General features: G+C 67.5%; 20 protein-coding genes. 2 read left to right on the plus strand and 18 right to left on the minus strand.

Annotated features, from left to right (window positions below; all coding sequences use genetic code 11):
• Window positions 1-26 precede the first annotated feature (26 nt).
• The 6 genes from ACNPNP_RS10040 to ACNPNP_RS10065 all read right to left on the minus strand — a co-directional run bounded on the left by ACNPNP_RS10040 (window position 27) and on the right by ACNPNP_RS10065 (window position 8101).
• Window positions 27-653: a superoxide dismutase gene (locus ACNPNP_RS10040; RefSeq protein ID WP_448965878.1), complete on the minus strand. Its 627-nt coding sequence runs from the start codon at window positions 651-653 to the stop codon at window positions 27-29.
• Window positions 654-804: 151 nt separating this feature from the next.
• The gene (gene whiA / locus ACNPNP_RS10045; RefSeq protein ID WP_448965879.1) at window positions 805-1782 is read right to left on the minus strand and encodes a DNA-binding protein WhiA; all 978 of its coding nucleotides are present in this window, start codon (window positions 1780-1782) and stop codon (window positions 805-807) included.
• A 70-nt stretch (window positions 1783-1852) separates the two neighbouring features.
• A complete protein-coding gene (gene rapZ, locus ACNPNP_RS10050; RefSeq protein ID WP_448965880.1) occupies window positions 1853-2725 on the minus strand; it encodes an RNase adapter RapZ in 873 nt (290 codons plus the stop codon).
• 46 nt (window positions 2726-2771) lie between these two features.
• On the minus strand, window positions 2772-4676 hold the full coding sequence (gene uvrC, locus ACNPNP_RS10055) for an excinuclease ABC subunit UvrC (protein ID WP_448965881.1): 1905 nt from the start codon (window positions 4674-4676) through the stop codon (window positions 2772-2774).
• Window positions 4676-7564 (minus strand): excinuclease ABC subunit UvrA, encoded by a 2889-nt coding sequence (gene uvrA, locus ACNPNP_RS10060; protein WP_448965882.1) that lies wholly within the window; start codon window positions 7562-7564, stop codon window positions 4676-4678. Before uvrA ends, uvrC begins: the two co-directional genes overlap by 1 nt.
• 81 nt (window positions 7565-7645) lie before the next feature.
• Window positions 7646-8101 (minus strand): MarR family winged helix-turn-helix transcriptional regulator, encoded by a 456-nt coding sequence (locus ACNPNP_RS10065; RefSeq protein WP_448965883.1) that lies wholly within the window; start codon window positions 8099-8101, stop codon window positions 7646-7648.
• A gap of 44 nt (window positions 8102-8145) precedes the next feature.
• Here ACNPNP_RS10065 and ACNPNP_RS10070 point away from each other — a divergent pair, with 44 nt between their 5' ends.
• Window positions 8146-8388: a hypothetical protein gene (locus tag ACNPNP_RS10070; protein WP_448965884.1), complete on the plus strand. Its 243-nt coding sequence runs from the start codon at window positions 8146-8148 to the stop codon at window positions 8386-8388.
• Between the two features lie 15 nt (window positions 8389-8403).
• Here ACNPNP_RS10070 and ACNPNP_RS10075 read toward each other — a convergent pair whose 3' ends face one another.
• Together ACNPNP_RS10075 and uvrB are read right to left on the minus strand one after the other, a co-directional pair.
• A complete protein-coding gene (locus ACNPNP_RS10075; RefSeq protein WP_448965885.1) occupies window positions 8404-8736 on the minus strand; it encodes a TfoX/Sxy family protein in 333 nt (110 codons plus the stop codon).
• 15 nt (window positions 8737-8751) lie between these two features.
• On the minus strand, window positions 8752-10827 hold the full coding sequence (uvrB, locus tag ACNPNP_RS10080) for an excinuclease ABC subunit UvrB (RefSeq protein WP_448965886.1): 2076 nt from the start codon (window positions 10825-10827) through the stop codon (window positions 8752-8754).
• 89 nt (window positions 10828-10916) lie between these two features.
• Between uvrB and ACNPNP_RS10085 the strand changes: the two genes are divergently transcribed.
• Window positions 10917-11525 (plus strand): DUF4126 domain-containing protein, encoded by a 609-nt coding sequence (locus tag ACNPNP_RS10085; protein WP_448965887.1) that lies wholly within the window; start codon window positions 10917-10919, stop codon window positions 11523-11525.
• Here the strand turns inward: ACNPNP_RS10085 and ACNPNP_RS10090 are convergent.
• The 10 genes from ACNPNP_RS10090 to ACNPNP_RS10135 all read right to left on the minus strand — a co-directional run bounded on the left by ACNPNP_RS10090 (window position 11510) and on the right by ACNPNP_RS10135 (window position 21660).
• Entirely contained in the window at window positions 11510-12301 is a 792-nt protein-coding gene (locus ACNPNP_RS10090) for a GNAT family N-acetyltransferase (protein ID WP_448965888.1), read from the minus strand. The two genes, ACNPNP_RS10085 and ACNPNP_RS10090, sit on opposite strands and share 16 nt — an antisense overlap.
• Window positions 12302-12311: 10 nt before the next feature.
• On the minus strand, window positions 12312-13535 hold the full coding sequence (locus ACNPNP_RS10095) for an MFS transporter (protein WP_448965889.1): 1224 nt from the start codon (window positions 13533-13535) through the stop codon (window positions 12312-12314).
• The gene (gene coaE / locus ACNPNP_RS10100; protein ID WP_448965890.1) at window positions 13532-14131 is read right to left on the minus strand and encodes a dephospho-CoA kinase; all 600 of its coding nucleotides are present in this window, start codon (window positions 14129-14131) and stop codon (window positions 13532-13534) included. The genes ACNPNP_RS10095 and coaE overlap by 4 nt, the downstream gene beginning before the upstream one ends.
• Before the next feature lie 100 nt (window positions 14132-14231).
• A complete protein-coding gene (locus tag ACNPNP_RS10105; protein ID WP_448965891.1) occupies window positions 14232-14807 on the minus strand; it encodes a hypothetical protein in 576 nt (191 codons plus the stop codon).
• A gap of 222 nt (window positions 14808-15029) precedes the next feature.
• Entirely contained in the window at window positions 15030-15611 is a 582-nt protein-coding gene (locus ACNPNP_RS10110; protein ID WP_448965892.1) for a CoA-binding protein, read from the minus strand.
• Window positions 15608-16912 (minus strand): O-acetylhomoserine aminocarboxypropyltransferase/cysteine synthase family protein, encoded by a 1305-nt coding sequence (locus tag ACNPNP_RS10115; protein WP_448965893.1) that lies wholly within the window; start codon window positions 16910-16912, stop codon window positions 15608-15610. The genes ACNPNP_RS10110 and ACNPNP_RS10115 overlap by 4 nt, the downstream gene beginning before the upstream one ends.
• 11 nt (window positions 16913-16923) lie before the next feature.
• Entirely contained in the window at window positions 16924-18921 is a 1998-nt protein-coding gene (gene acs, locus ACNPNP_RS10120; RefSeq protein ID WP_448965894.1) for an acetate--CoA ligase, read from the minus strand.
• A complete protein-coding gene (locus ACNPNP_RS10125) occupies window positions 18912-19772 on the minus strand; it encodes an ABC transporter permease (RefSeq protein WP_448965895.1) in 861 nt (286 codons plus the stop codon). The genes acs and ACNPNP_RS10125 overlap by 10 nt, the downstream gene beginning before the upstream one ends.
• Window positions 19769-20809: an aliphatic sulfonate ABC transporter substrate-binding protein gene (locus tag ACNPNP_RS10130; RefSeq protein ID WP_448965896.1), complete on the minus strand. Its 1041-nt coding sequence runs from the start codon at window positions 20807-20809 to the stop codon at window positions 19769-19771. Before ACNPNP_RS10130 ends, ACNPNP_RS10125 begins: the two co-directional genes overlap by 4 nt.
• A complete protein-coding gene (locus tag ACNPNP_RS10135; RefSeq protein ID WP_448965897.1) occupies window positions 20806-21660 on the minus strand; it encodes an ABC transporter ATP-binding protein in 855 nt (284 codons plus the stop codon). The genes ACNPNP_RS10130 and ACNPNP_RS10135 overlap by 4 nt, the downstream gene beginning before the upstream one ends.
• Between the last annotated feature and the right edge of the window lie 31 nt (window positions 21661-21691).

A 21691-nucleotide genomic window follows, 5' to 3' on the forward strand; every position in this document is an offset into this window, starting at 1 on the left:
CAGTCCGTCGGCCCCCCCCGTCTTGGTTACGACAGTACCAGCAGGCCGTTCGTCTGCTTACGGGCGACGTCGAGGCGCTGAGCGACGTTCTGCCAGTCGGCGATGTTCCACACGGCCTTGACGTAGTCCGCCTTGACGTTGAGGTAGTCGAGGTAGAAGGCGTGCTCCCACATGTCGAGCTGGAAGACCGGGATCGTGCCCTGCGCGGTGTTGGACTGCTGGTCGAACAGCTGCTGGATGATCAGGCGCTGGCCGATCGTGTCCCAGCTCAGCACCGCCCAGCCGGAGCCCTGGATGCCGGTGGCAGCTGCAGTGAAGTGCGCCTGGAACTTGTCGAAGGAGCCGAAGAACTCGTCGATCGCCGCCTTGAGCTCGCCCTCGGGCTGCCCGCCGCCGTTCGGGGAGAGGTTGGTCCAGAAGATCGAGTGGTTCACGTGACCGCCGAGGTTGAACGCGAGGTCCTTCTCGAGCTTGTTCACGTTCGCGAGGTTGCCGCTTTCGCGCGCCTCAGCGAGCTGCTCCAACGCCGTGTTGGCGCCGGTGACATACGCCTGGTGATGCTTGTCATGGTGCAGTTCCATGATCTTTCCGCTGATGTGCGGCTCAAGAGCTGCGAAGTCGTAGGGAAGGTCGGGGAGCGTGTAGATCGCCATGTCGCTTTCATCCAATCCGCGCCGCGCCGCGGCGCTTGTCGGTCCCCCGCGCCACCCGTGTGCGGTGCGGAGCAGACTTTTTCATCCTACTGACGTCAACGACAGGTCGGTACGGATCCTTCCGCGGATGACGAGAAAAGACGCCGTCGATTCAGACGTCGAGCCCTGCGGGTACGGCGTCCTCCGTGCTGGGGATGCCCTCCTGCTGCGCGCGCTTGTCGGCCATCGCCAGGAGGCGACGGATGCGTCCGGCCACAGCATCCTTCGTGAGCGGCGGGTCCGCGTGGTGACCGAGTTCGTCGAGGCTCGCGTCGCGGTGCGCGAGACGCAGTTCGCCGGCGACACGCAGGTGGTCCGGCACGTCCGCGGCGAGGATCTCCAGCGCGCGTTCGACTCGCGCGCACGCCGCGACCGCCGCCTGCGCGGAGCGACGAAGGTTCGCGTCGTCGAAGTTCACCAGGCGGTTGACGCCTGCGCGCACCTCGCGGCGCTGACGCATCTCCTCCCACGCGGCTGCCGTCTTCTGGGCACCCATCTGGCTGAGGATCGAGCGGATCGCCTCCCCCTCGCGCACGACGACGCGCGGCAGGCCGCGCACTTCGCGGGCCTTGGCCGCGACGCCGAGCCGGTGCGCGGCGCCGACGAGCGCCATCGCCGCCTCGGACGTCGGGCAGGAGACCTCGAGCATCGCGGAGCGCCCCGGCTCGGAGAGCGAACCCGCAGCGAGGAACGCACCGCGCCACAGCCCGGCGATCTCCTCGCGGGATCCCGTCGTGAGCCTGTTGGGGAGTCCGCGCACGGGGCGGCGGCGCTGATCGAGCAGTCCGGTCTGGCGCGCGAGCGTCTCTCCCGCTGCGATCACGCGGACGGCGTAGCGTGCTCCGTCGTGCGAGCTGGCGGACTGCACCTGCGCGATCTCGGGGCGCACCCCGTATATCTCCGCGAGATCGCGCGCGACACGACGAGCGAGCAGGTCGGCGTCCACCTCTGCCTCGACCGCGACGCGACCGGCGATCGAGTGGAGTCCGCCGGCGAACCGGAGGATTGCGGTGACTTCCGCGACGCGCACCGTCGGGGGTGCGTTGCGGATGCTGACGAGCTCAGCCTTGACGTCGGTGGTTAGTGCCACGGGACTCCTTGTAAAGCGTCATGCGCCGGATCGCGACGCAAAGGAACAGTTTACCGGGCGTCGCGCCGTTCTACTCGCGGCCGAGGTCTCGGTGACGGACATTGACCGCCACGCCCGGGATCGAGGAGAGCCGTTTCGCAAGCTCTTCCGCAGTGGCCACCGAACGGTGCTTACCGCCCGTGCAGCCGATCGCGACGGTGGAATGACCCTTGTTCTCCCGCTGGTACCCCTCGAGCACCGGTGCGAGCGCAGCGGCGTATGCGTCGAGGAACTCCGTTGCCCCTTCGCGCGAGAGCACGTAGTCGCGAACCGGAGCATCCTGCCCGGTGAGACCGCGCAGGTCATCGTTCCAGAACGGGTTGGGCAGGAAGCGCATGTCTGCGACGAGATCGACGTCGGTAGGCAGACCGTATTTGAAGCCGAAGCTCAGGATCGTCAGCCTGTGCCGTGCCGCTCCTTCATCGGAGAACGCCTCGAACACCTGCGTCGCGAGCTGATGGATGTTGAGCGACGAGGTGTCGATGACGATGTCGGCCGCTTCGCGCACCAACGTCAGGCGTGAGCGCTCGAGCCGGATGCCGTCGAGCAGCGTGCCGTCCTCCTGCAGGGGGTGCGGTCGCCTCACAGACTCGAACCGGCGCACCAGCACGTCGTCCGATGCGTCGAGGAACACCACGCGCACGCTGCCGCGCGAACGCAGCGCACGCGCGACCTCGGGGAAATCGTTGAACAGATTGCGACCGCGCACGTCGACGACCGCGGCGACCTTGGGCAGCGCTCCCCCGCCGAGGTCGGTCAGATCGAGCAGTGGGCGCAGCATCTGCGGCGGGAGGTTGTCCACCACGTACCAGCCCAGATCCTCCAGGGCGTTGGCCACGGTGGAGCGCCCTGCACCGGACATGCCGGTGACGATGAGGAACTCGTTCTTCTCCTCGACGGTCATCGACGGTTCCTCCCTGTGAAGATCAGCTCTCGCTCTGGAGACCAGCCTATCGATTCGCGAGGTGCGTGTGGATGCTCTGGGCCAGTGCCGGTCCGATCCCCTGCACCTGCTGGATCTCCTCGGAGCTCGCACCGCGCAGCGCCGTCACCGAACCGAAGTGCTTCAACAGCACTTTGATGCGCGATGCGCCGAGTCCTGGTACCTCTTCCAGCACCGTGGTGATGTCGCGCCTGCGGCGCTTGCGCTGGTGGATGATCGCGAACCGATGCGCTTCGTCGCGAAGACGCTGCAGCAGGTAGAGCGCCTCACTGGTGCGAGGCAGGATGACCGGGAAGTCCTCACCCGGCAGCCACACCTCCTCCAACCGCTTCGCGATCCCGCACAGCCCGATCTCGGTGTGTCCGGCGTCACGCAGGGCCCGCGCCGCCGCCTCGACCTGAGGCTTGCCGCCGTCGACGAGCAGCAGTTGAGGCGGGTACGAGAACCGGGGCTTCTTCCGCGCGACGGCCACGACGTCCTCACTGTCCGACAGCGGGTCGGCCGGCGGTTCGGCGACCGGATCCTCCTCGGGCCGATCGAGGTACGCCAGGCGCCGCATGAGCACTTGGTACATCGAGTCGGTGTCGTCAGTGGTCTCGGCGATGTTGAAGGAGCGGTACTGGTCTTTGCGCGGCAGCCCGTCCTCGAACACCACCATGGAAGCGACGACGTTCGTGCCGCCGAGATGCGAGATGTCGAAGCATTCGATGCGCAGCGGTGCCGTCTCGAGGTCCAATGCCTCCTGCAGGTCGGTGAGCGCCTGCGTGCGCGCGACGTAATCGCTCGTGCGCCTGGTCTTGTGACGGATGAGGGCCTGGGTCGCATTGAGGGTCGCGTTGCGCATGAGCTCCGCGCGCTGACCGCGCTGTGCGACGGCTATCTCGACCTTGCGTCCGCGCCGCTCCCGCAGCCAGACCTCGAGCTCGGCGGCGTCGTCGGGAAGCGAGGGCACAAGGATGCGGCGGGGCACGTCGACCCCTTCGCCGTATGTGCGCTGCAGCACCTGCTCGACGAGGTCGCCCCCGGAGATGTCGATCTCCTTCTCGATCGTCGTGGCTCGTACCCCGCGCACGCGCCCTCCGCGGATCACGAAGTGCTGCACGGTCGCCGCGAGTTCGTCCTCCGCGATGCCGAACAGATCGGCATCCTCGTCGGAGGGCAGCACCAGCGAGCTCTTGCCCAGCACGGCCTCGATCGAGGCGAGCTGGTCACGGTACTTCGCGGCCGCCTCGTAGTCCATGGCGGCCGACGCCGACAGCATCCGCTTCGTGAGCTCTTTCGTGAAGCGCTCGTCGCCCCCGGCCATGAACGCGACGAAGTCGTCGACCATCGCCCGATGCTCTTCGATCGAGACCTTCATGGAGCACGGCCCGCCGCACTTGCCGATCTGTCCGGGGAAGCACGGTCGCCCTGTCGCCATGGCGCGCTTGTAGCTCGCATCGCTGCAGGTGCGGATCGGGAACGCCTTGATCATCAGATCGATGGTCTCGTGCACCGCCCACACCTTCGGATAAGGGCCGAAGTAGCGCGCGCGTGGGATCCTGCGGTTGCGCGTGACCAGCACGCGCGGCGCCTCGTCTCCCAGCGTCACCGCCATGAACGGGTACGACTTGTCGTCCTTGTAGCGCACGTTGAACGGCGGATCGTACTCCTTGATCCACATGTATTCGAGCTGCAGTGAATCGACGTCGGTCGGGACGACCGTCCACTCCACCGAGGAGGCAGTGGTGACCATCCGTCTGGTGCGCTCGTGCAGGGTGCGCAACGGCGCGAAGTAGTTCGACAGCCGCTGCCGCAGATTCTTGGCCTTGCCGACGTACAGCACGCGCCCCTCTGCGTCCCGGAAGCGGTACACACCGGGATCGGTCGGGATCTCCCCCTGCGAGGGTTTGTACGGGAGCACGTCGGCCATCAGCTGGCCTTCCGCGCCCCGCGTCCCGCGCCGAGGATCTCTCCGAGGAACATGCCGGTGTGGCTCTCCTCGACACGCGCGATCTGCTCGGGCGTGCCGGTGGCGAGGATCTGACCGCCGCCGGAGCCGCCCTCAGGGCCGAGGTCGATGACCCAGTCCGCGGACTTGATGACATCGAGGTTGTGCTCGATCACGATCACCGTGTTGCCCTTGTCGACCAGCCCGTTCAGCACCTCGAGGAGCTTGCGGACGTCCTCGAAGTGCAGGCCCGTGGTCGGCTCGTCGAGCACGTAGATGCTGCGGCCGTTGCTGCGACGCTGAAGCTCGGTGGCGAGCTTGACGCGCTGCGCCTCGCCCCCGGAGAGCGTCGTCGCCGACTGGCCGAGTCGAACGTAGCCGAGGCCGACGTCGACGAGCGTCTTCATGTACCGGTGGATCGCCTGGATCGGCTCGAAGAACTCGGCCGCCTCCACGATCGGCATCTCGAGCACCTCGGCGATGTTCTTGCCCTTGTAGTGCACTGCGAGCGTGTCGCGGTTGTACCGCTTGCCGTGGCAGACCTCGCAGTCGACGTACACGTCGGGCAGGAAGTTCATCTCGATCTTGATCGTGCCGTCGCCGGAGCATGCGTCGCAGCGACCGCCCTTGACGTTGAAGCTGAATCGGCCCGGCTGGTAACCGCGCACCTTCGCCTCGGGCGTCTCGCTGAACAGCGTGCGGATGCGGTCGAAGACGCCCGTATAGGTGGCGGGGTTCGAGCGCGGGGTGCGGCCGATCGGCGCCTGATCGACGTGCACCACCTTGTCGAGGTTGTCGAGACCGGTGACACGGGTGTGTTTGCCCGCGAGCGTGCGTGCCCCGTTGAGCTTGGACGCGAGGACCCGGTAGAGGATGTCGTTGACCAGCGACGACTTGCCCGAGCCGCTCACACCGGTGACGGCGGTGAGCACGCCGAGCGGGAACTCGGCCGTGACGTTGCGCAGGTTGTTCGCGCGCGCACCGACGACGCTCAGCATCCGCTTCTTGTCGATCTTGCGGCGCTTCTTGGGAGTCGGGATCTCGCGGCGACCCGAGAGGTAGTCGGCGGTCATCGACTCGGTCTCCGTGAGCAGCGCCGAGTATGGGCCGGAGTGCACGACGGCACCGCCGTTGACACCCGCACCCGGTCCGATGTCGACGACCCAGTCGGCCGCCTCGATCGTCTCTTCGTCATGCTCGACGACGATCAGAGTGTTGCCGAGGTCGCGCAGCGTCTGCAGCGTCTGGATCAGGCGTCGGTTGTCCCGCTGGTGCAGACCGATCGACGGCTCGTCGAGCACGTAGAGCACGCCGGTGAGTCCCGATCCGATCTGGGTCGCCAGTCGGATGCGCTGGGCCTCACCGCCGGAGAGGGAGCCGGCCGCGCGGCTGAGGTTCAGATAGGCGAGCCCCACCTGCAGCAGGAAGTCGAGACGCAGCCGGATCTCGCGCAGCACCTGCGCCGCGATCTTCGCCTCGCGATCGGTGAGGGTCAGCGTCTCCATGAAGCCGCGGGCATCGGCGAGGCTCAGGTGGGAGACCTCGGCGATCGAGTGCCCGTGCACCTTGACCGCGAGCACCTCGGGCTTGAGCCTGTTGCCGTCGCACGTCGGGCACGGCACCTCACGGAGGTACTCGGCCCAGCGCGCGCGCTGGTTGTCGCTCTCGGCCTGGGCGTACTGGCGCTCGATGTAGGGCACGACGCCCTCGAAGCCGGAGGCGTACCGCATCTCACGGCCGTAGCGGTTCTTCCACTTGACGGTGACCTTGTAGTTGTCACCGCGGAGGATCGCGTCCTGCACATCGACGCGCAGGTCTTTCCATGGGGTGTCGAGGTCGAACTTCAGATCGCGCGCGAGGCCCTCGAGCAGACGCTCGTAGTACTGGAAGAGTCCCTTGCCCTGCGTGGTCCACGGGATGATGGCGCCCTCGCGGATCGAGAGCTCCTCGTCGTCGAGCATCAGGTCGACGTCGACGGACATGCGCGTGCCGAGGCCGGAGCATGTCGGGCAGGCGCCGAACGGAGCGTTGAACGAGAAGGTGCGCGGCTCGATCTCGGTCAGCGTGATCGCGTGCCCGTTCGGGCAGGCCAGCTTCTCGGAGTACGACTGCCATGCGTCGTCGCCCTCTTCATCCACGAAGTTGACCTGTACGACGCCGCCGGCGAGCCCGAGAGCAGTCTCTACCGAGTCGGTGACCCGACCGAGGATGTCGTCGGACGCCACGAGCCGGTCGACCACGACCGCGATGTCGTGCTTGTAGCTCTTCTTGAGCGTCGGCGGCTCGGCGAGCTGGATGAGATCGCCGTCGACGATGGCCCGCGAGTACCCCTTGGCGCCGAGCTCGCGGAACAGATCGACGAACTCGCCCTTCTTCTGGGACACGATCGGAGCGACGATCTGATAGCGCGTGCGCTCAGGCAGCTCCATGAGCTGATCCGCGATCTGCTGCACCGTCTGCCGCTGGATCTTCTCACCGCACTCTGGGCAGTGCGGGATGCCGATGCGTGCCCACAGCAGGCGCATGTAGTCGTAGATCTCGGTGATCGTGCCGACGGTCGAGCGCGGGTTGCGGTTCGTTGACTTCTGGTCGATCGAGACCGCAGGGCTCAGACCCTCGATGAAGTCGACGTCCGGACGATCCACCTGGCCGAGGAACTGCCGCGCGTACGCGCTCAGCGATTCGACGTAGCGACGCTGGCCTTCGGCGAAGATCGTGTCGAACGCGAGGCTCGACTTTCCCGACCCTGACAGGCCGGTGAAGACGACCATCGAGTCGCGAGGGATGTCGATGTCGACGTTCTTGAGATTGTGGACGCGGGCGCCGCGAACACTGAGTTTGCTGGGGGTGGCAACGGGGACAATGGGCACCGCACAAGTCTACGAGGGGCCACGGACATCGGCTCTGTGTCCGTCTTCAGGAACGGTTCCACGGAGCCGGGCGCCGGAGCGCTAGGGCGTGAGGACACCGTCGATCGGAGTGCGACCCGCGAACGGCGACAACCCATCGCGCAGGGCGGCCACCTGCTCGATGTCCATGCGCACCGCCGCCATCACCTGCCGCGGGACGTCGAGGGCCCGCTGTCGCAGCGCCTGCCCTGCCTCCGTCAGGCGGATGTCGAGGCGCCTCTCGTCTTCGGCGCTGCGCTCCCGAACGATCAGGCCCTCCTTCTCGAGCCGCTTGACCAAAGGCGAGGCAGTGGCCGGATCCATCGCGAGGTCTGCGGCGAGGTCGTTGAGCGAACGCGGTGACCGTTCCCACAGAGCGAGCATCACCAGGTACTGCGGGTGGGTGAGCCCGAGAGGCTCGAGGATCGGGCGGTAGATCGCCACGACGTTGCGCGCTGCGGTCACGAGCGCGAAGCAGAGCTGGTTCTCGAGTCTGAGCAGGTCATCCGAATCGGTCACATCCCGATTATACAGACGGGCTAATCATTAGTACACTAAGGAACATGCCGAACAGTTCAGACCGAGTGCCGCTCCGCACACGCATCCGCGAAGCGGGTGGGCTGTATCGCTGGTTCAACAAGAACCTCATCCGCCTCGCTGGCCCGGCCGCTGTCGGGCCTTACGAAGCCACCCCTCCGCCGACGGCATCGCAACGAGCCGAGCGGGCGTGTCCGCTGTGCGGCCAGCCCATGAGCGCGCACGAGATCGACCGGTCCGGCCCGAAGCCGCTCATGCACTGCCCCTGATCGATCAGGCGCTCGTCAGGGCTTCGCCTCTGCACTCTCGCGCGCCGCATCGATCCATCGCATCAGTGACTCATCGTTCTCGGTGGCCGCCGCTGCCACGTCCAACCAGCTCGGCCCCATCGTCTTCGCACCCATCACCGCGATCGAGACGCCCGGCTCGGTCAGCAGCTCAGCGCCCCTCTCCTCGCTGACACGCACGAGGAGGACGCCCTCTTTCCGCACTCCCACGAGAATTCGACCGTGCAGCAGGAAGGCGCGCGTGCCGAACATGCGCTTCTCCTCGAGCCCGGGCTCCGACATCAGCAGCGCACGGACACGATCGGCGAGCTCAGCTGCGACGGCATCCATGCTCGTTCCCCGCTCCTACGCGTGCCCAGCGCGTTCCATGGCGCGCAGCTCTTTCTTGAGGTCCTGCACCTCGTCGCGAAGCCGGCCGGCGAGCTCGAACTTCAGCTCGGCCGCCGCCGCGAGCATCTGGTCGGAGAGATCCTTGATCATGTCCTCCAGCTGATCGGCGCCCTCAGCGGCGATCCCTTCACGGCGCAGCTGGGGCGTCGGGCTCTTGCCGCGCCCGGACTTCGTCCTGTTCTTGCTGCGCAGCATGTCTTCCGTGTCTGACGCCTCGCGTGCCAGCACGTCGGTGATGTCGGCGATCCTCTTGCGCAGCGGCTGCGGGTCGATGCCGCGCTCCTTGTTGTACGCGACCTGCTTCTCTCGACGGCGGTCCGTCTCCTCGATGGCCTTCGCCATCGAGTCGGTCATCTTGTCGGCGTACATGTGCACCTGGCCGGACACGTTTCGAGCGGCACGGCCGATCGTCTGGATGAGGGACGTGCCGGAGCGCAGGAACCCCTCCTTGTCGGCATCCAGGATCGCGACCAGCGACACCTCGGGGAGGTCGAGTCCTTCGCGCAGCAGGTTGATGCCGACGAGCACGTCGTAGACGCCGGAGCGGAGTTCGCTGAGCAACTCGACCCGTCGCAGCGTGTCGACGTCGGAGTGCAGGTACCGTACCCGCACCCCGTGCTCGCCGAGGAAGTCGGTGAGCTCTTCTGCCATCTTCTTCGTCAGCGTCGTGACGAGCACGCGCTCATCACGCCCTGCGCGCACGCGGATCTCTTCCAGCAGGTCGTCGATCTGCCCCTTGGAGGGCTTGACGATGATCTCGGGGTCGACGAGTCCGGTCGGACGGATGATCTGCTCGACAACACCGTCGGCGATGCCCATCTCGTACTTGCCGGGGGTCGCCGAGAGGTACACCGTCTGCCCGATGCGGTTCTTGAACTCGTCGAATCGCAGAGGACGATTGTCCATCGCGCTGGGCAGGCGGAAGCCATGGTCGACCAGTGTCCGCTTGCGCGACGCGTCGCCTTCGTACATGGCTCCGATCTGCGGCACCGTGACGTGCGACTCGTCGATCACCATCAGGAAGTCGTCGGGGAAGAAGTCGAGAAGCGTGTGCGGCGGCTCTCCCGGCGCGCGCCCGTCCATATGGCGGGAGTAGTTCTCGATGCCGGAGCAGAACCCGAGCTGCTGCAGCATCTCGAGGTCGAAGGTGGTGCGCATGCGCAGTCGCTGCGCTTCGAGCAGTTTGCCCTGTCGTTCGAACTCCTTCAGACGATCGGCGAGCTCGTCCTCGATGGTGCCGATCGCGCGCTGGACAACGTCGGTGCCGGCGACATAGTGCGATGCCGGGAAGATCGGCACGGCATCGAGCTTCTCGATGACCTCGCCGGTGAGCGGATGCAGCGTGTACAACGCCTCGATCTCGTCACCGAACAGCTCGATGCGGATCGCGTGCTCTTCGTACACCGGGATGATCTCGATCGTGTCGCCGCGCACGCGGAAGTTGCCTCGGGAGAAGTCGACGTCGTTGCGGTTGTACTGCATCGCGATGAACTGGCGGATGAGGGCGTCGCGGTCGTACCGCTCCCCCACCTGGAGCGCGACCATCGCCCGCAGATACTCCTCCGGCGCACCGAGACCGTAGATGCACGACACGGTCGAGACCACGATCACGTCGCGGCGGGAGAGCAGCGAGTTCGTCGTGGAGTGGCGCAGGCGTTCGACCTCGGCGTTGATCGACGAGTCCTTCTCGATGAAGGTGTCGGTCTGCGGCACGTATGCCTCTGGCTGGTAGTAGTCGTAGTACGAGACGAAGTACTCGACCGCGTTGTTCGGCATGAGCTCTCTGAACTCGTTCGCCAGCTGGGCCGCCAGAGTCTTGTTGTGCGCGAGCACCAGCGTGGGGCGCTGCACCTGCTCGACCAGCCAGGCCGTCGTCGCCGACTTGCCGGTACCGGTGGCGCCGAGCAGCACGACATCGGTCTCGCCGGCGTTGATGCGCGAGGCGAGCTCGGCGATCGCCTGCGGCTGGTCACCGGCCGGCTCGTACTCGCTGATCACCTCGAACGGACGGACGCTGCGCGTGGGTTGCATGGTTCCAGCGTATGCGGAGCCTCGGACATCGGGGTCGCCGATCGCGCCAGCACCGCGGTGACATCGTGCCGTCGCCCTATAGTGAGGTCGTGATCGAGTTCCTGATCGGCTCCAGCCTCGCGGCATCGGCCGGGCTGAACGCCTGGATGCCGCTCTTCCTGCTGGGCCTCGCCGACCGATTCCTTCCGGCTGTGAATCTCCCTTCCGGATGGTCATGGATCTCGAGCGACCTCGCCCTCTGGATCCTCGGCATCCTGCTGCTGCTCGAGGTCGTCGCCGACAAGATCCCCGCACTGGACTCGATCAACGACGTCATCCAGAGCGTTCTGCGGCCGGCTTCGGGCGGCATCGTGTTCGGTGCGGGTGCCAGCGCGGAGACCGTGGCCGTCGACGACCCCTCATCCTTCTTCTCGGAGAACACGTGGGTGCCCATCGTCACCGGCATCGTGATCGCCCTGATCGTGCACATCGTCAAGGCCACTGCGCGAGTGACGGCGAACACGGTGACGGGCGGACTCGCAGCGCCGGTGCTGAGCACGGCCGAGGACGGTGCGTCATTCCTGCTCGCGGCGCTCGCCATCATCGTCCCCGTACTGGCGGGTCTGCTGCTGCTGGTCGGCCTGATCATCGCGATCGCGATGTTCTTCCGGCGGCGCCGTCGCCGCAGCGGACAGGCGGCTGTTCAGGCGGACGGCTGACGGCGCATGTACGGCGTGGTGGTCGACACCTTGATCAGGCCCGCCCGCTCGAGGATCGGCCGTGAGAGCTCGGTGCAGTCGGCGTTGAGGTACTTCTTGCCCTGCAGCAGCGCTGAACGCGCACGTCTGGCCGTCAGCGCCCGATAGATCCCGCGACCACGCCACTGCCGCAGAGTGGCCCCGCCCCAGAGCCCGGCGAACTCGGTGTCCTCGACCGGTTCCAGTCGCCCGGCGCTCACGACGTCGCCCTCGACCAGAGCGATCCAGAAGCCGATGCCGGACCCGGCCGACCACTCGGCAACCGTCGCCTCGGCGCGCGCCCGCCAGCCGGGGTCGCAGAAGACGGTGCCCTGCATCTCCTCCATCGCCCAGATCTCGGCCTCGTCCCGCACCTGCCGGATCTCCACTCCCGCCGGAGCAGGTGCGCCCTGGGCCAGCAGCGCGGCCTCGCCGATCATGATCGATTCGGGCTCGTCCGGTGCGAAGCCCCGCGAGACGAGAGCCTCGTGCAGGCCCGGCGCGAGGTCATGCCCCCGTGTCTTCCATTCGATGACCGTGACCTCGGGATACGCGGCGAAGTGCGCGAGAGCCGCATCCACGAGTGCGGCGATCGCACCCTCATCGGCGCCATCGAGCGACTCGTACGTGACGAAGCCGCGTCCGCCAGGAAGAACTGCCGACCACAACGGTCCGGTGCGCACGATGCGCGCGGAGCGCGGCATCTCCGAAGACGTGCGCAGTTGGGAGTCGTAGGCATCGAGGAGGGTGTGTCGCACGGGCTCGAGTCTAGGCATCGATCGCTCGATCGGACCGCAGCAGCGCCAAGGCGATGACCGCCGCGAGCACGCCCATGAATATCACCAGCGCGAGGAACCACTCCCACCCCGCCTGGCCGAACACCACGCCCAGGGCCCATCCGAACAGGCTCGAGCCGGCGTAGTAGGCGAAGTAGTACAGCGAAGGCGCCTGCGCGCGGCTCTCCGGATCGGCCAGCACTGGAGCCCAGCTCGAGGCGATCGCGTGGGCTCCGAAGAAACCGGCGGTGAACACGACCAGACCCACGAGGATGACGATCGGCGACGGCACGTACATCAGCGCCGTCCCTGTGATGAACAGACCGATCGCGCCGAGCAGCACGGTTCGACGCCCGTGCCGCACGGCGAGCGACCCCGCCAACGGCGACGACACCGTTCCCGCCAGATAGGCGAGGAACAGCAGCGTCACCACCCAGACCGGAAGCAGGAAGGGCGGGGCGATGAGATGGAAGCCGAGGTAGTTGTACACCGCGACGAACGCACCCATGAGAAGGAAGCCCTGCGCGTACAGTGCCAGCAGGCGTGGAGAGCGCAGGGCGCGGAAGAGGCGTGCGCGCATACCGGGTCCGGCATCCGCCCGCATCCGCCCCGGGACGAATCGCCGGGCTCGCGGCACCAGCCAGAGGAAGAGCACGGCCGCGGCAGTGCACAGCACGGTGACGCTCCATACGCCGATGCGCCAATCGAACGCCTCCCCGATCGGGCCGGCCACCAGTCGCCCCGTGAGCCCGCCGACGGTCGTCCCCGCGGTGTAGCTGCCAGCGGCGGCCGCGACGTGCCGTGCGTGCACTTCCTCGCTGAGGTAGGCGAGTGCCACGGCGGGCACGGCACCGAGAGCGAGCCCCTCGCCGAGGCGCAGTGCCAGCAGCACCGTGATCTCGGTGCTGAGCGGTGCCGCGAGCCCGAACGAGGTCGCGGCGATGATGCCGATCGCCATCGCGGGGATCCGCCCGATCCGGTCGGCGACGAGAGACCACGGGATCACGGCGATGGCGATCCCGAGCGTCGCGGCGGAAACCGTCAGCGCCGCTGTCGCCGCGGGCACGTTCAGGTCAGCGGCGACCTGAGGCAGTACGGCCTGCAGCGAGTACAGCTGCGCGAACGTCGCGACGCCCGCGAAGAAGAGTCCGGCGATCAGACGTCGATACGACGGAGTCCGTGGAAGGTGGCCCGCGAAGAGGTCGTCCGAGTTCACTCTTGTGTCAGACGCCGCCACAGCGCGTCCACCTGCTGCTCGGTCTGCGCCAGAGAACCCGCGGTGTCGATCACGACATCGGCGATCGCGAGTCGCTTCTCGTCCGGCACCTGGGCGTCGATGCGGTTCTGCGCCTCCTGCGGCGGCATCCCGCGCAGCTCGATCAGACGACGCAGCCGCACTTCCGCCGGGGCGTGCGCGACGACGATGGCGTCCCAGTGATCATCGACGCGGGCCTCGACGAGCAGCGGCACGTCGTACACGACGATCGCGTGCGGGTTCTCGGCGAATGCGGCCTCGAATCTGCGCTGCGATTCTCGCCGGACGGCGGGGTGCACGATACCGTTCAGCCGCGCGAGCGCCTCGGGGTCGGAGAATACGATCGCGCCGAGCGCCGCGCGGTCCAACGCGCCCTCTTCATCGATCAGATGCCCGCCGAATGCCGTGGCGATCTCACCGAGCACTTGCGCACCCGGGGCCTGCACGTCGCGCACGATCTGATCCGCATCCACGACCACCGCGCCATGCGCTTCGAGCCGACGGGCGATCGTGGACTTACCGGAGGCGATTCCCCCGGTCAGCGCGATGAGAGGCATGGAGCCAGTCTATGGTTCGCGGCGGACGAGCCTCAGCGCGCGAGCTGATCCCTTCGAAGATGAGGAGTCCGGGATCGATCCGAACCCCTCATCGGCGGACTCAGGCCGGGTCGGTGTCGTGCACCTTCGGCCCCTGCACCGGTCCGAGCGCGTTCACGGCGGAGACGAGACCATCGATCTTCATCTCGCCGTCAGTGCTCACGCCGCTGATGTTGATCACCAGCGAGTTCAGCGGCGGCACGACACCGGCGTTGTACTGGATCTCGAACCCGGTGATTCCTGCGTAGCAACTCACCGTCTGCACCGCGGTGAGCGTGACGACGTTCGCAGTCACCGACACCACGCTCCACACGCTCCCCGCCGATACGTGAGTAGAACCCGCGAGATTGAAAGCACTGTCGCTGCCGTCGTACGTGAGCGTTGCGGTGAGGACGAACGGCTTCGTGAACATGTTGCTCGGGAAGCAGGACTCGACTCGCGCACTCGACGCCGATGCGATCGTGTCGCGAATATTGTCCGACGACTCGACCAGCGAGCCGACGCTCAAGGCGCCTCCACCAGGGATGTTGCTGGCGGCTGCGAGAGGCGTCGCTACTGCTGCAGCGATCACCGGGATCGACCATGCAGCACCTTTGACGAGCGTGCGGCGAGACAACGAGGACTTGATTTCTTCCACTTCGGACTCCTTGTTCGTGTGACTGGCATGGGCCAGCGCACAACAAGACGCCCGCAATCGGCCGTCACTGATGCCAGGATCACGAGCGCATCGATGCGCGCACCGAGAACGGTCGTGTTGACACCGCGAAGCGGATCCCCAGATTTACATTCTCCCCAGGGATGAGGCTAACAAGGAGCCTCAAGTTCGACCAAATTGTGAATGGTGCGAACAAACTCACCTTCAGCGTGCGAGCACCTGCCGCTTGGAGCTGATCACACCGGTGTCGAAACCGGCGAGGTGCAGGCCGCCATGGAACCGCGCGTGCTCGATCTTGATGCAGCGATCCATGACGACCGAGAGGCCGGCGGACTCCGCGAGGGCGGCCGCTTCCTCGTTCCATGAGCCGAGCTGGAGCCACAGCGTCGCGGCTCCCGCATCGATGGCCTCCTGCGCGACGCCCGGTAGATCGTCGTGCTTGCGGAACACGTCGACGATGTCGGGCACGACAGGCAGGTCGGTGAGCGACGCGTACACCGGCTGTCCGAGGATCTCCGTCTCGCGAGGGTTCACGAGATACACGTCATACGGCGAACTCGACAGCAGATAGGTCGTCACGAAGTACGAGGCGCGTGCGGGGTTGTTGGACGCCCCGACGATCGCGATCGACTTCGAACGGCGCAGCAGCGCGAAGCGCTCCTGCTGATTCGGACCGGTCCACGTCCGCTCGGAGGCGGCGGCAACTACAGCACCGGGCAGAGCGCAGGCGACAGCATCCGTCGGTGCGGGAAGGGCGCAAGAGTCCGCGGAATTCGAGGTGCTCATCGGGTCGCTCCTGTCGCTGCGGTGAGAGCCTGATCCAGATCCCAGATGATGTCGTCCGCGTCTTCCAGGCCGACCGAGATGCGGATCAGATCGGGGCGCACGCCGGCGGCGTCGAGCTGCGACGCGGTCAGCTGACGATGGGTCGTGGATGCCGGATGGATCACGAGCGTGCGCGCATCGCCGATGTTCGCCAGATGCGATGCGAGCTGCAGGTTCTCGATCACGGCCTCCCCCGCGGCGCGACCGTCATCGGCCGCGACGCCGAACGCGAAGACCGATCCGGGTCCGAGCGGAAGATACTTGGCGGCGCGGTCGCGGTGCGGATGACCGTCGAGGCCCGCCCACGTGACGTACGACACCCGAGGGTCGGCGTCCAGCCACTCCGCGACGATCCGTGCGTTGGCCAGGTGCCCGTCGATGCGCTGCGGCAGCGTCTCGACGCCCTGCAGCAGGTTGAACGCGGACTGCGGGCTCAGCGCAGGACCGATGTCGCGCAACTGCTCGGTACGGAGCTTGGTGAGGAATCCGTACTCGCCGAAGTTGTCCCACCACTTGATACCGCCGTACGACTCGACCGGCTCGGTCATCTGCGGGAACTTGCCGCTTCCCCAGTCGAACGTGCCCTTCTCGATGACGATGCCGCCGAGTGTCGTGCCGTGGCCGCCGAGGAACTTCGTGACCGAGTGGATCACGATGTCGGCGCCGTGCTCGAGCGGTCGCGCAAGGTACGGCGTGGCGAGCGTCGCGTCGACGACGAGCGGCACGCCGGCTTCGTGTGCGACCGCCGCGAGTCCTTCGATGTCGGCGATCTCGCCCGAGGGGTTGCCGATCATCTCGACGTAGACGACCTTGGTCTCCGGGCGGATCGCGGCGGCGTAGTCGGCCGGGTCGCTCGACGGCACGAAGGTCGTCTCGACGCCGAAGCGGCGTAGCGTCACATCCAACTGCGTGACCGTGCCGCCGTAGAGCTGCGCGGAGGCGACGACGTGGTCACCTGCGCCGACAAGGGCGGCGAAGGTGATGAACTCGGCGCTCATGCCGGATGCCGGGGCCACGGCGCCGATCCCGCCTTCCAGCGATGCCAGCCGCTCCTCGAGCGCAGCCACGGTGGGGTTGCCGATGCGCGAGTAGATGTTGCCGTACTTCTGCAGTGCGAAGAGGTTGCCGGCATCCGTCGCGTCGTCGAAGACGAACGACGTGGTCTGGTAGATCGGCACCGCGCGTGCGCCGGTGGATGCGTCGGGCGTGCCGCCCGCGTGGAGTGCTCGGGTGCGGAACCCGAAGCGGTGCTCTTCCGTCATGTCGTCCTCGGTTAGGCCGCGGCCAGCACGTCGGCGATGCCGTCGACGGCCCACGGGTTCTGCAGTGATGTCGTGTCTCCGAGCGCCTTCGGCTCCCGGCCCGCGCGTCGATCCTGTTCAGCCTCCCACAGCTGCGCGAGCAGCCGGCGCATGATCTTCCCGGAGCGCGTCTTGGGCAGGTCGGGAACGACGACGATGTGCTTCGGCTTGGCGACCGGCCCGATCGCGATCGCGACCTGATCGCGCAGGGCGGATGCCGTGACCGCTGCCGCGCCGGACGGCGTCACGAAGGCGACCACCGCCTGACCGGTCACCGGATCGGAGACGCCGGCGGTACCGGCCTCCCCCACGCTCTCGTGCGCGACGAGGGCGGACTCGATCTCGATCGTGGAGAGGCGATGGCCGGAGACGTTCACGACGTCGTCGAGGCGGCCGAGGAGCCAGATGTGACCATCGGCGTCCTTCGTCGCGCCGTCGCCCGCGACGTAGTAGCCGCCGAAGTCTCCGTGACCGGCGAACGCCGCCCAGTACGCGTCGCGGTAGCGCTGCGGGTCGCCCCAGACGGTTCGTGCCATGCCTGGCCAGGGGCGGCGCACGACGAGCGTTCCGGAGCTTCCTGGTGCGACCTCGTGACCGTGCTCGTCGACGACGGTCGCGTCGATGCCCGGCAGCGGCACGGTCGCGGATCCGGGCTTGAGGGTCGTGACGCCGGGAAGCGGGGCGATCATCGCGGCCCCGGTCTCGGACTGCCACCACGTGTCGACGACCGGCAGCTCGTCGCGGCCGAAGTTGCGACGGAACCAGATCCACGCCTCCGGGTTGATCGCCTCGCCAACCGTTCCGAGCAGACGCAGGCTGGACAGGTCGTGCCCTCTGGGCAGCTCGGCACCGAACCAGGTCATGAACGTGCGGATCAGCGTCGGTGCGGTGTAGTAGACCGTCACGCCATAGCGTTCGATGATCTCGAGGTGCCGCTCCCTGTTCGGGGAGTCGGGTGTGCCCTCGTAGATCACCTGGGTGAGTCCGTTGGAGAGCGGTCCGTAGATCTCGTAGGTGTGCGCGGTGACCCATGCCAGGTCGGCGGTGCACCAGTGCACGTCGTCCGCCTTGGCGTCGAAATGCGCCCAGTGCGCCCAGCTCGTGTGCGTCAGGTAGCCGCCGGACGTGTGGACGAGGCCCTTCGGCTTCCCCGTGGTGCCTGAGGTGTAGATGATGAAGAGCGGATGCTCGGCGTCGAAGGGCTGCGCGTCGTGCGTCGTCGGCGCGGTGTCGACCACGTCGTGCCACCAGAGGTCGCGACCCTCGGTCCATGGCACGTCCTGGCCGGTGCGGCGCAGCACGAGAACGTGCTCGAGGTCGGCCAGGTCGACGGCCGCGGCATCCGCTGTCGTCTTCACCTCGGTCGCGACGCCCCTGCGGAACTGCCCGTCGCTGGTGACGAGCAGCTTCGCTCCGGTGTCCTCGAGCCGGAACCGCACGGCCTCGGCGGAGAAGCCGCCGAACACGAGCGAGTGCACGGCGCCGATGCGCGCACAGGCGAGTGTGATGACGATCGTCTCGACGAGCACCGGAAGGTAGATCACCACGCGATCGCCCGGTTCGATGCCGAGGGCGAGCAGGGCGTTGGCGGCCTGCGAGACGCGCCGCTGCAGATCTGCGTACGTCACTTCGGCCCGGTCCCCCGGCTCGCCTTCGAAGTGCAACGCGACCTTGTCGCCGCGGCCGGCGTCGACGTGGCGGTCGACGCAGTTGTACGCGACGTTCAGTTTTCCGCCGAGGAACCACCGTGCCGCGGGGATCGCCCCGTCTGTGGGCGGCTCCCACTCATGAGCGGTGTGCCACGGTTCGGCCCAGTCGAGCCGCGCGGCAGCTCGCTCCCAGAAAGCGGTGGGGTCGGCATCCGCCTCGACGTAGGTCTCAGCTGTGACGTTCGCCTGCGCGGTGAACGCGGCCGGAGGCGCGTATTCGCGGGTCTCCAGCAGTCGTGCTTCGCTCACCCTCAGGCCCATTTCTTGAGCAGGTACTTCTCGACCAGAGCGAGAATCCCGTTCGTGATCGTTCCGAGCAGCGCGAGCAACACGATCGACAGCAGGATGCGATCGACACGGCCACTGTTCTGCGAGTCGGTGAGCAGGAATCCGAGCCCCATCGACGAGGCGATGAGCTCGGCAGCGACGAGGAACAGCCATGCCTGTGCCAGTGCGAGGCGCAGGCCGGAGACCACCGATGGCACCACGGCCGGCAGCTGCACCGTGCGGAACAACGACCACCCGCGCAGGCTGAACGAGCGCCCTGCCTCGACCAGCTGGGGGTCTACGTGCCGAAGCGCCGAGGCGACCGTCGTGTACACCGGGAAGAACGCGCCGATCGCGATCAGCGTGACCTTCGATTCCTCGCCGATCTGCAGCCACAGGATGAGCAGCGGCACCCAGGCGAGCGACGGCACGGCGCGGAGTGCCGCGAGGGTCGGGCTGAGAAGCACATCACCGAGCCGGGACAGCCCGACGAAGCCGGCGAAGGCGAGGCCGATCACAGAGCCGATCGCGAAGCCGAGCAGCACACGCTGCACCGAGATCGCGATGTGCGTCCACAGCTGGCCGGCCTCGGCGAGCTCGACGCCTGCGGTGAAGACGGATGCCGGTGTGGGAAGACGGTACGGCGGCACCAGCCCGCTCGTGGTGGCGAACTGCCATGCCACGAGGATGACGACGGGCAGGATCAGCCCGGCGGCCACGCGGGCGCCGGTGCGATCCCAGATGCCTCGGGTTCCGGCATCCGGTCTCCGGCCCCCAGAGGCGCCGGGCAGCTCGAGAGCACACCTGGCGCCCTCGAGTGCGGTTGCGTCGGCGATATCCGTCATTCGCCCTTGGCCGCCTTCTCGGCGAACGTGGCGTTGATGATCGTCTCGAGCGCCTTGTCGACGGACTCCTGGCCGCCCTGCACATCGCCGGAGTCGACGAGCACGGGAGCGATCTTCTCGAGCACCTCGATCTGCGCATCGCCGGGGATGCCGCTCACGTCGAGGTTGGAGCGCTCTTCGATCACGGTCGTCGCGACCTCGATGTCGATGCCGGCGACCTCCGCGAGCAGCGCAGCGGTCTCCTCCGGGTTCTCGAGGGCCCACTCGCGTGCCTGCTCATAGGCGTCGACGACCGCCTGTGCGAGGTCGGCGTGGTTGTCGATGAAGTCCTCGGTGGCGTTGAGGAACCCGTACGTGTTGAAGTCGACGTTGCGGTAGATGAGCTGGTCACCGGACTCGACCTCGGCTGCGGCCATGATCGGGTCGAGGCCCGCCCACGCGTCGACGGAGCCGCCGTCGAGCGCCGCGCGACCGTCGGCGTGCTGCAGGTTCTGCACCTCGACGTCGTCGAGCGAGAGACCGCCCTCTTCGAGTGCCTGCAGCAGGAAGAAGTAGGGGTCGGTGCCCTTCGTCGCGGCGATGGAGGCGCCGGCGAGGTCTTCCAGCGAGGTGATGTCGCTGTCCGGACCGGTGACGATGGCAGACCACTCCGGCTGCGAATAGATGTCGATGACCTGGATGGGCGACCCGTTCGCGCGGGCGAGCAGCGCGGCCGATCCGGCGGTCGATCCGACGTCGACCGAGCCGGAGCGCAGCAGTTCGTTGGCCTTGTTGGATCCGGCGGACTGCACCCACTCGACGGCCACGTCGTCGCCCACGATGTCCTCGAGGATGCCCTGGTCCTTGATGACGAGGCTCAGTGGGTTGTACGTCGCGAAGTCGACCGTGAGCGTGTCGGACGACCACTCGCCCGTCGCGGCGGAGCCGTCGGACTCAGAGGCACCGGCGTTCTCTCCGGCGACGCAGCCGGTGGCGACGAGCATCATCGTGCCGGCGATGGCGATCGCAGGGACGATTCGGCGGGTGATGGTGCTCATCGGGTCTCCTCGGTGGAAATGCGGTGGTGGGTGTCGACGCCGAGGCCTTCGAGAAGGTCGGCGCGGAGGTCCGCGAGGCCGCGATCGGCGCGGTCACGCGGGCGGATGCCGGGCACGGTTATCGTGCGCGCGATGGATGTCGCGCCAGTGCCGGCTTCGCCGACGAGCGAGCGCAGCAGCAGCACGCGGTCGGCGAGGTAGAGGGCCTCCTCGACGTCATGGGTGACGAGGAGCACGGTGGTGGGTTCGGCGGCGTGGATGTCGAGCAGGAGGTCCTGCATCCGCAGCCTCGTGAGCGCGTCGAGCGCACCGAACGGTTCGTCGAGCAGGAGGACACCCGGGTTTCGCGCCAGGGCGCGGGCGAGCGAGGCGCGCTGCGCCATGCCCCCGGACACCTCACGGGGATGCTGGTCGGCGGCGTGGTCGAGACCTACGAGGTGCAGCAGCTCCCGCACGCGCTCACGGCCGTCGCGGCGCCGTGTGCCGCGGGGCAGGCCGAGCTCGACGTTCTGGGCCAGCGTGCGCCATGGGAGCAGCCGGGGCTCCTGGAAGGCGACGGCGGTGCGCTCATCCGTGTCGGTGACGCCGGTGCCGTCGAGGCTGATGCGTCCGTTCGTGGGCGAATCGAGTCCTCCGACGAGGCGCAGGAGCGTCGACTTCCCGCAGCCCGACGGACCGACCACTGCGACGATCTCGCCGGGGGCCAGTTCGACGTCGACGCCGCGCAGCACTTCGCGTCGCCCCTCGGGCATCGGGAACGTGCGCTCGATGTTCTCGAGGCGGACGGCGTTCGCCGCACCCAGAGCGACCGGCGCGTCGCCGGTGCGCGGGGCGAGGACTGCGGATGTCATACCCCCATCGTCGCGGAGGCGCACCCATGTT

The organism is Microbacterium xerophyticum, from assembly GCF_053543555.1.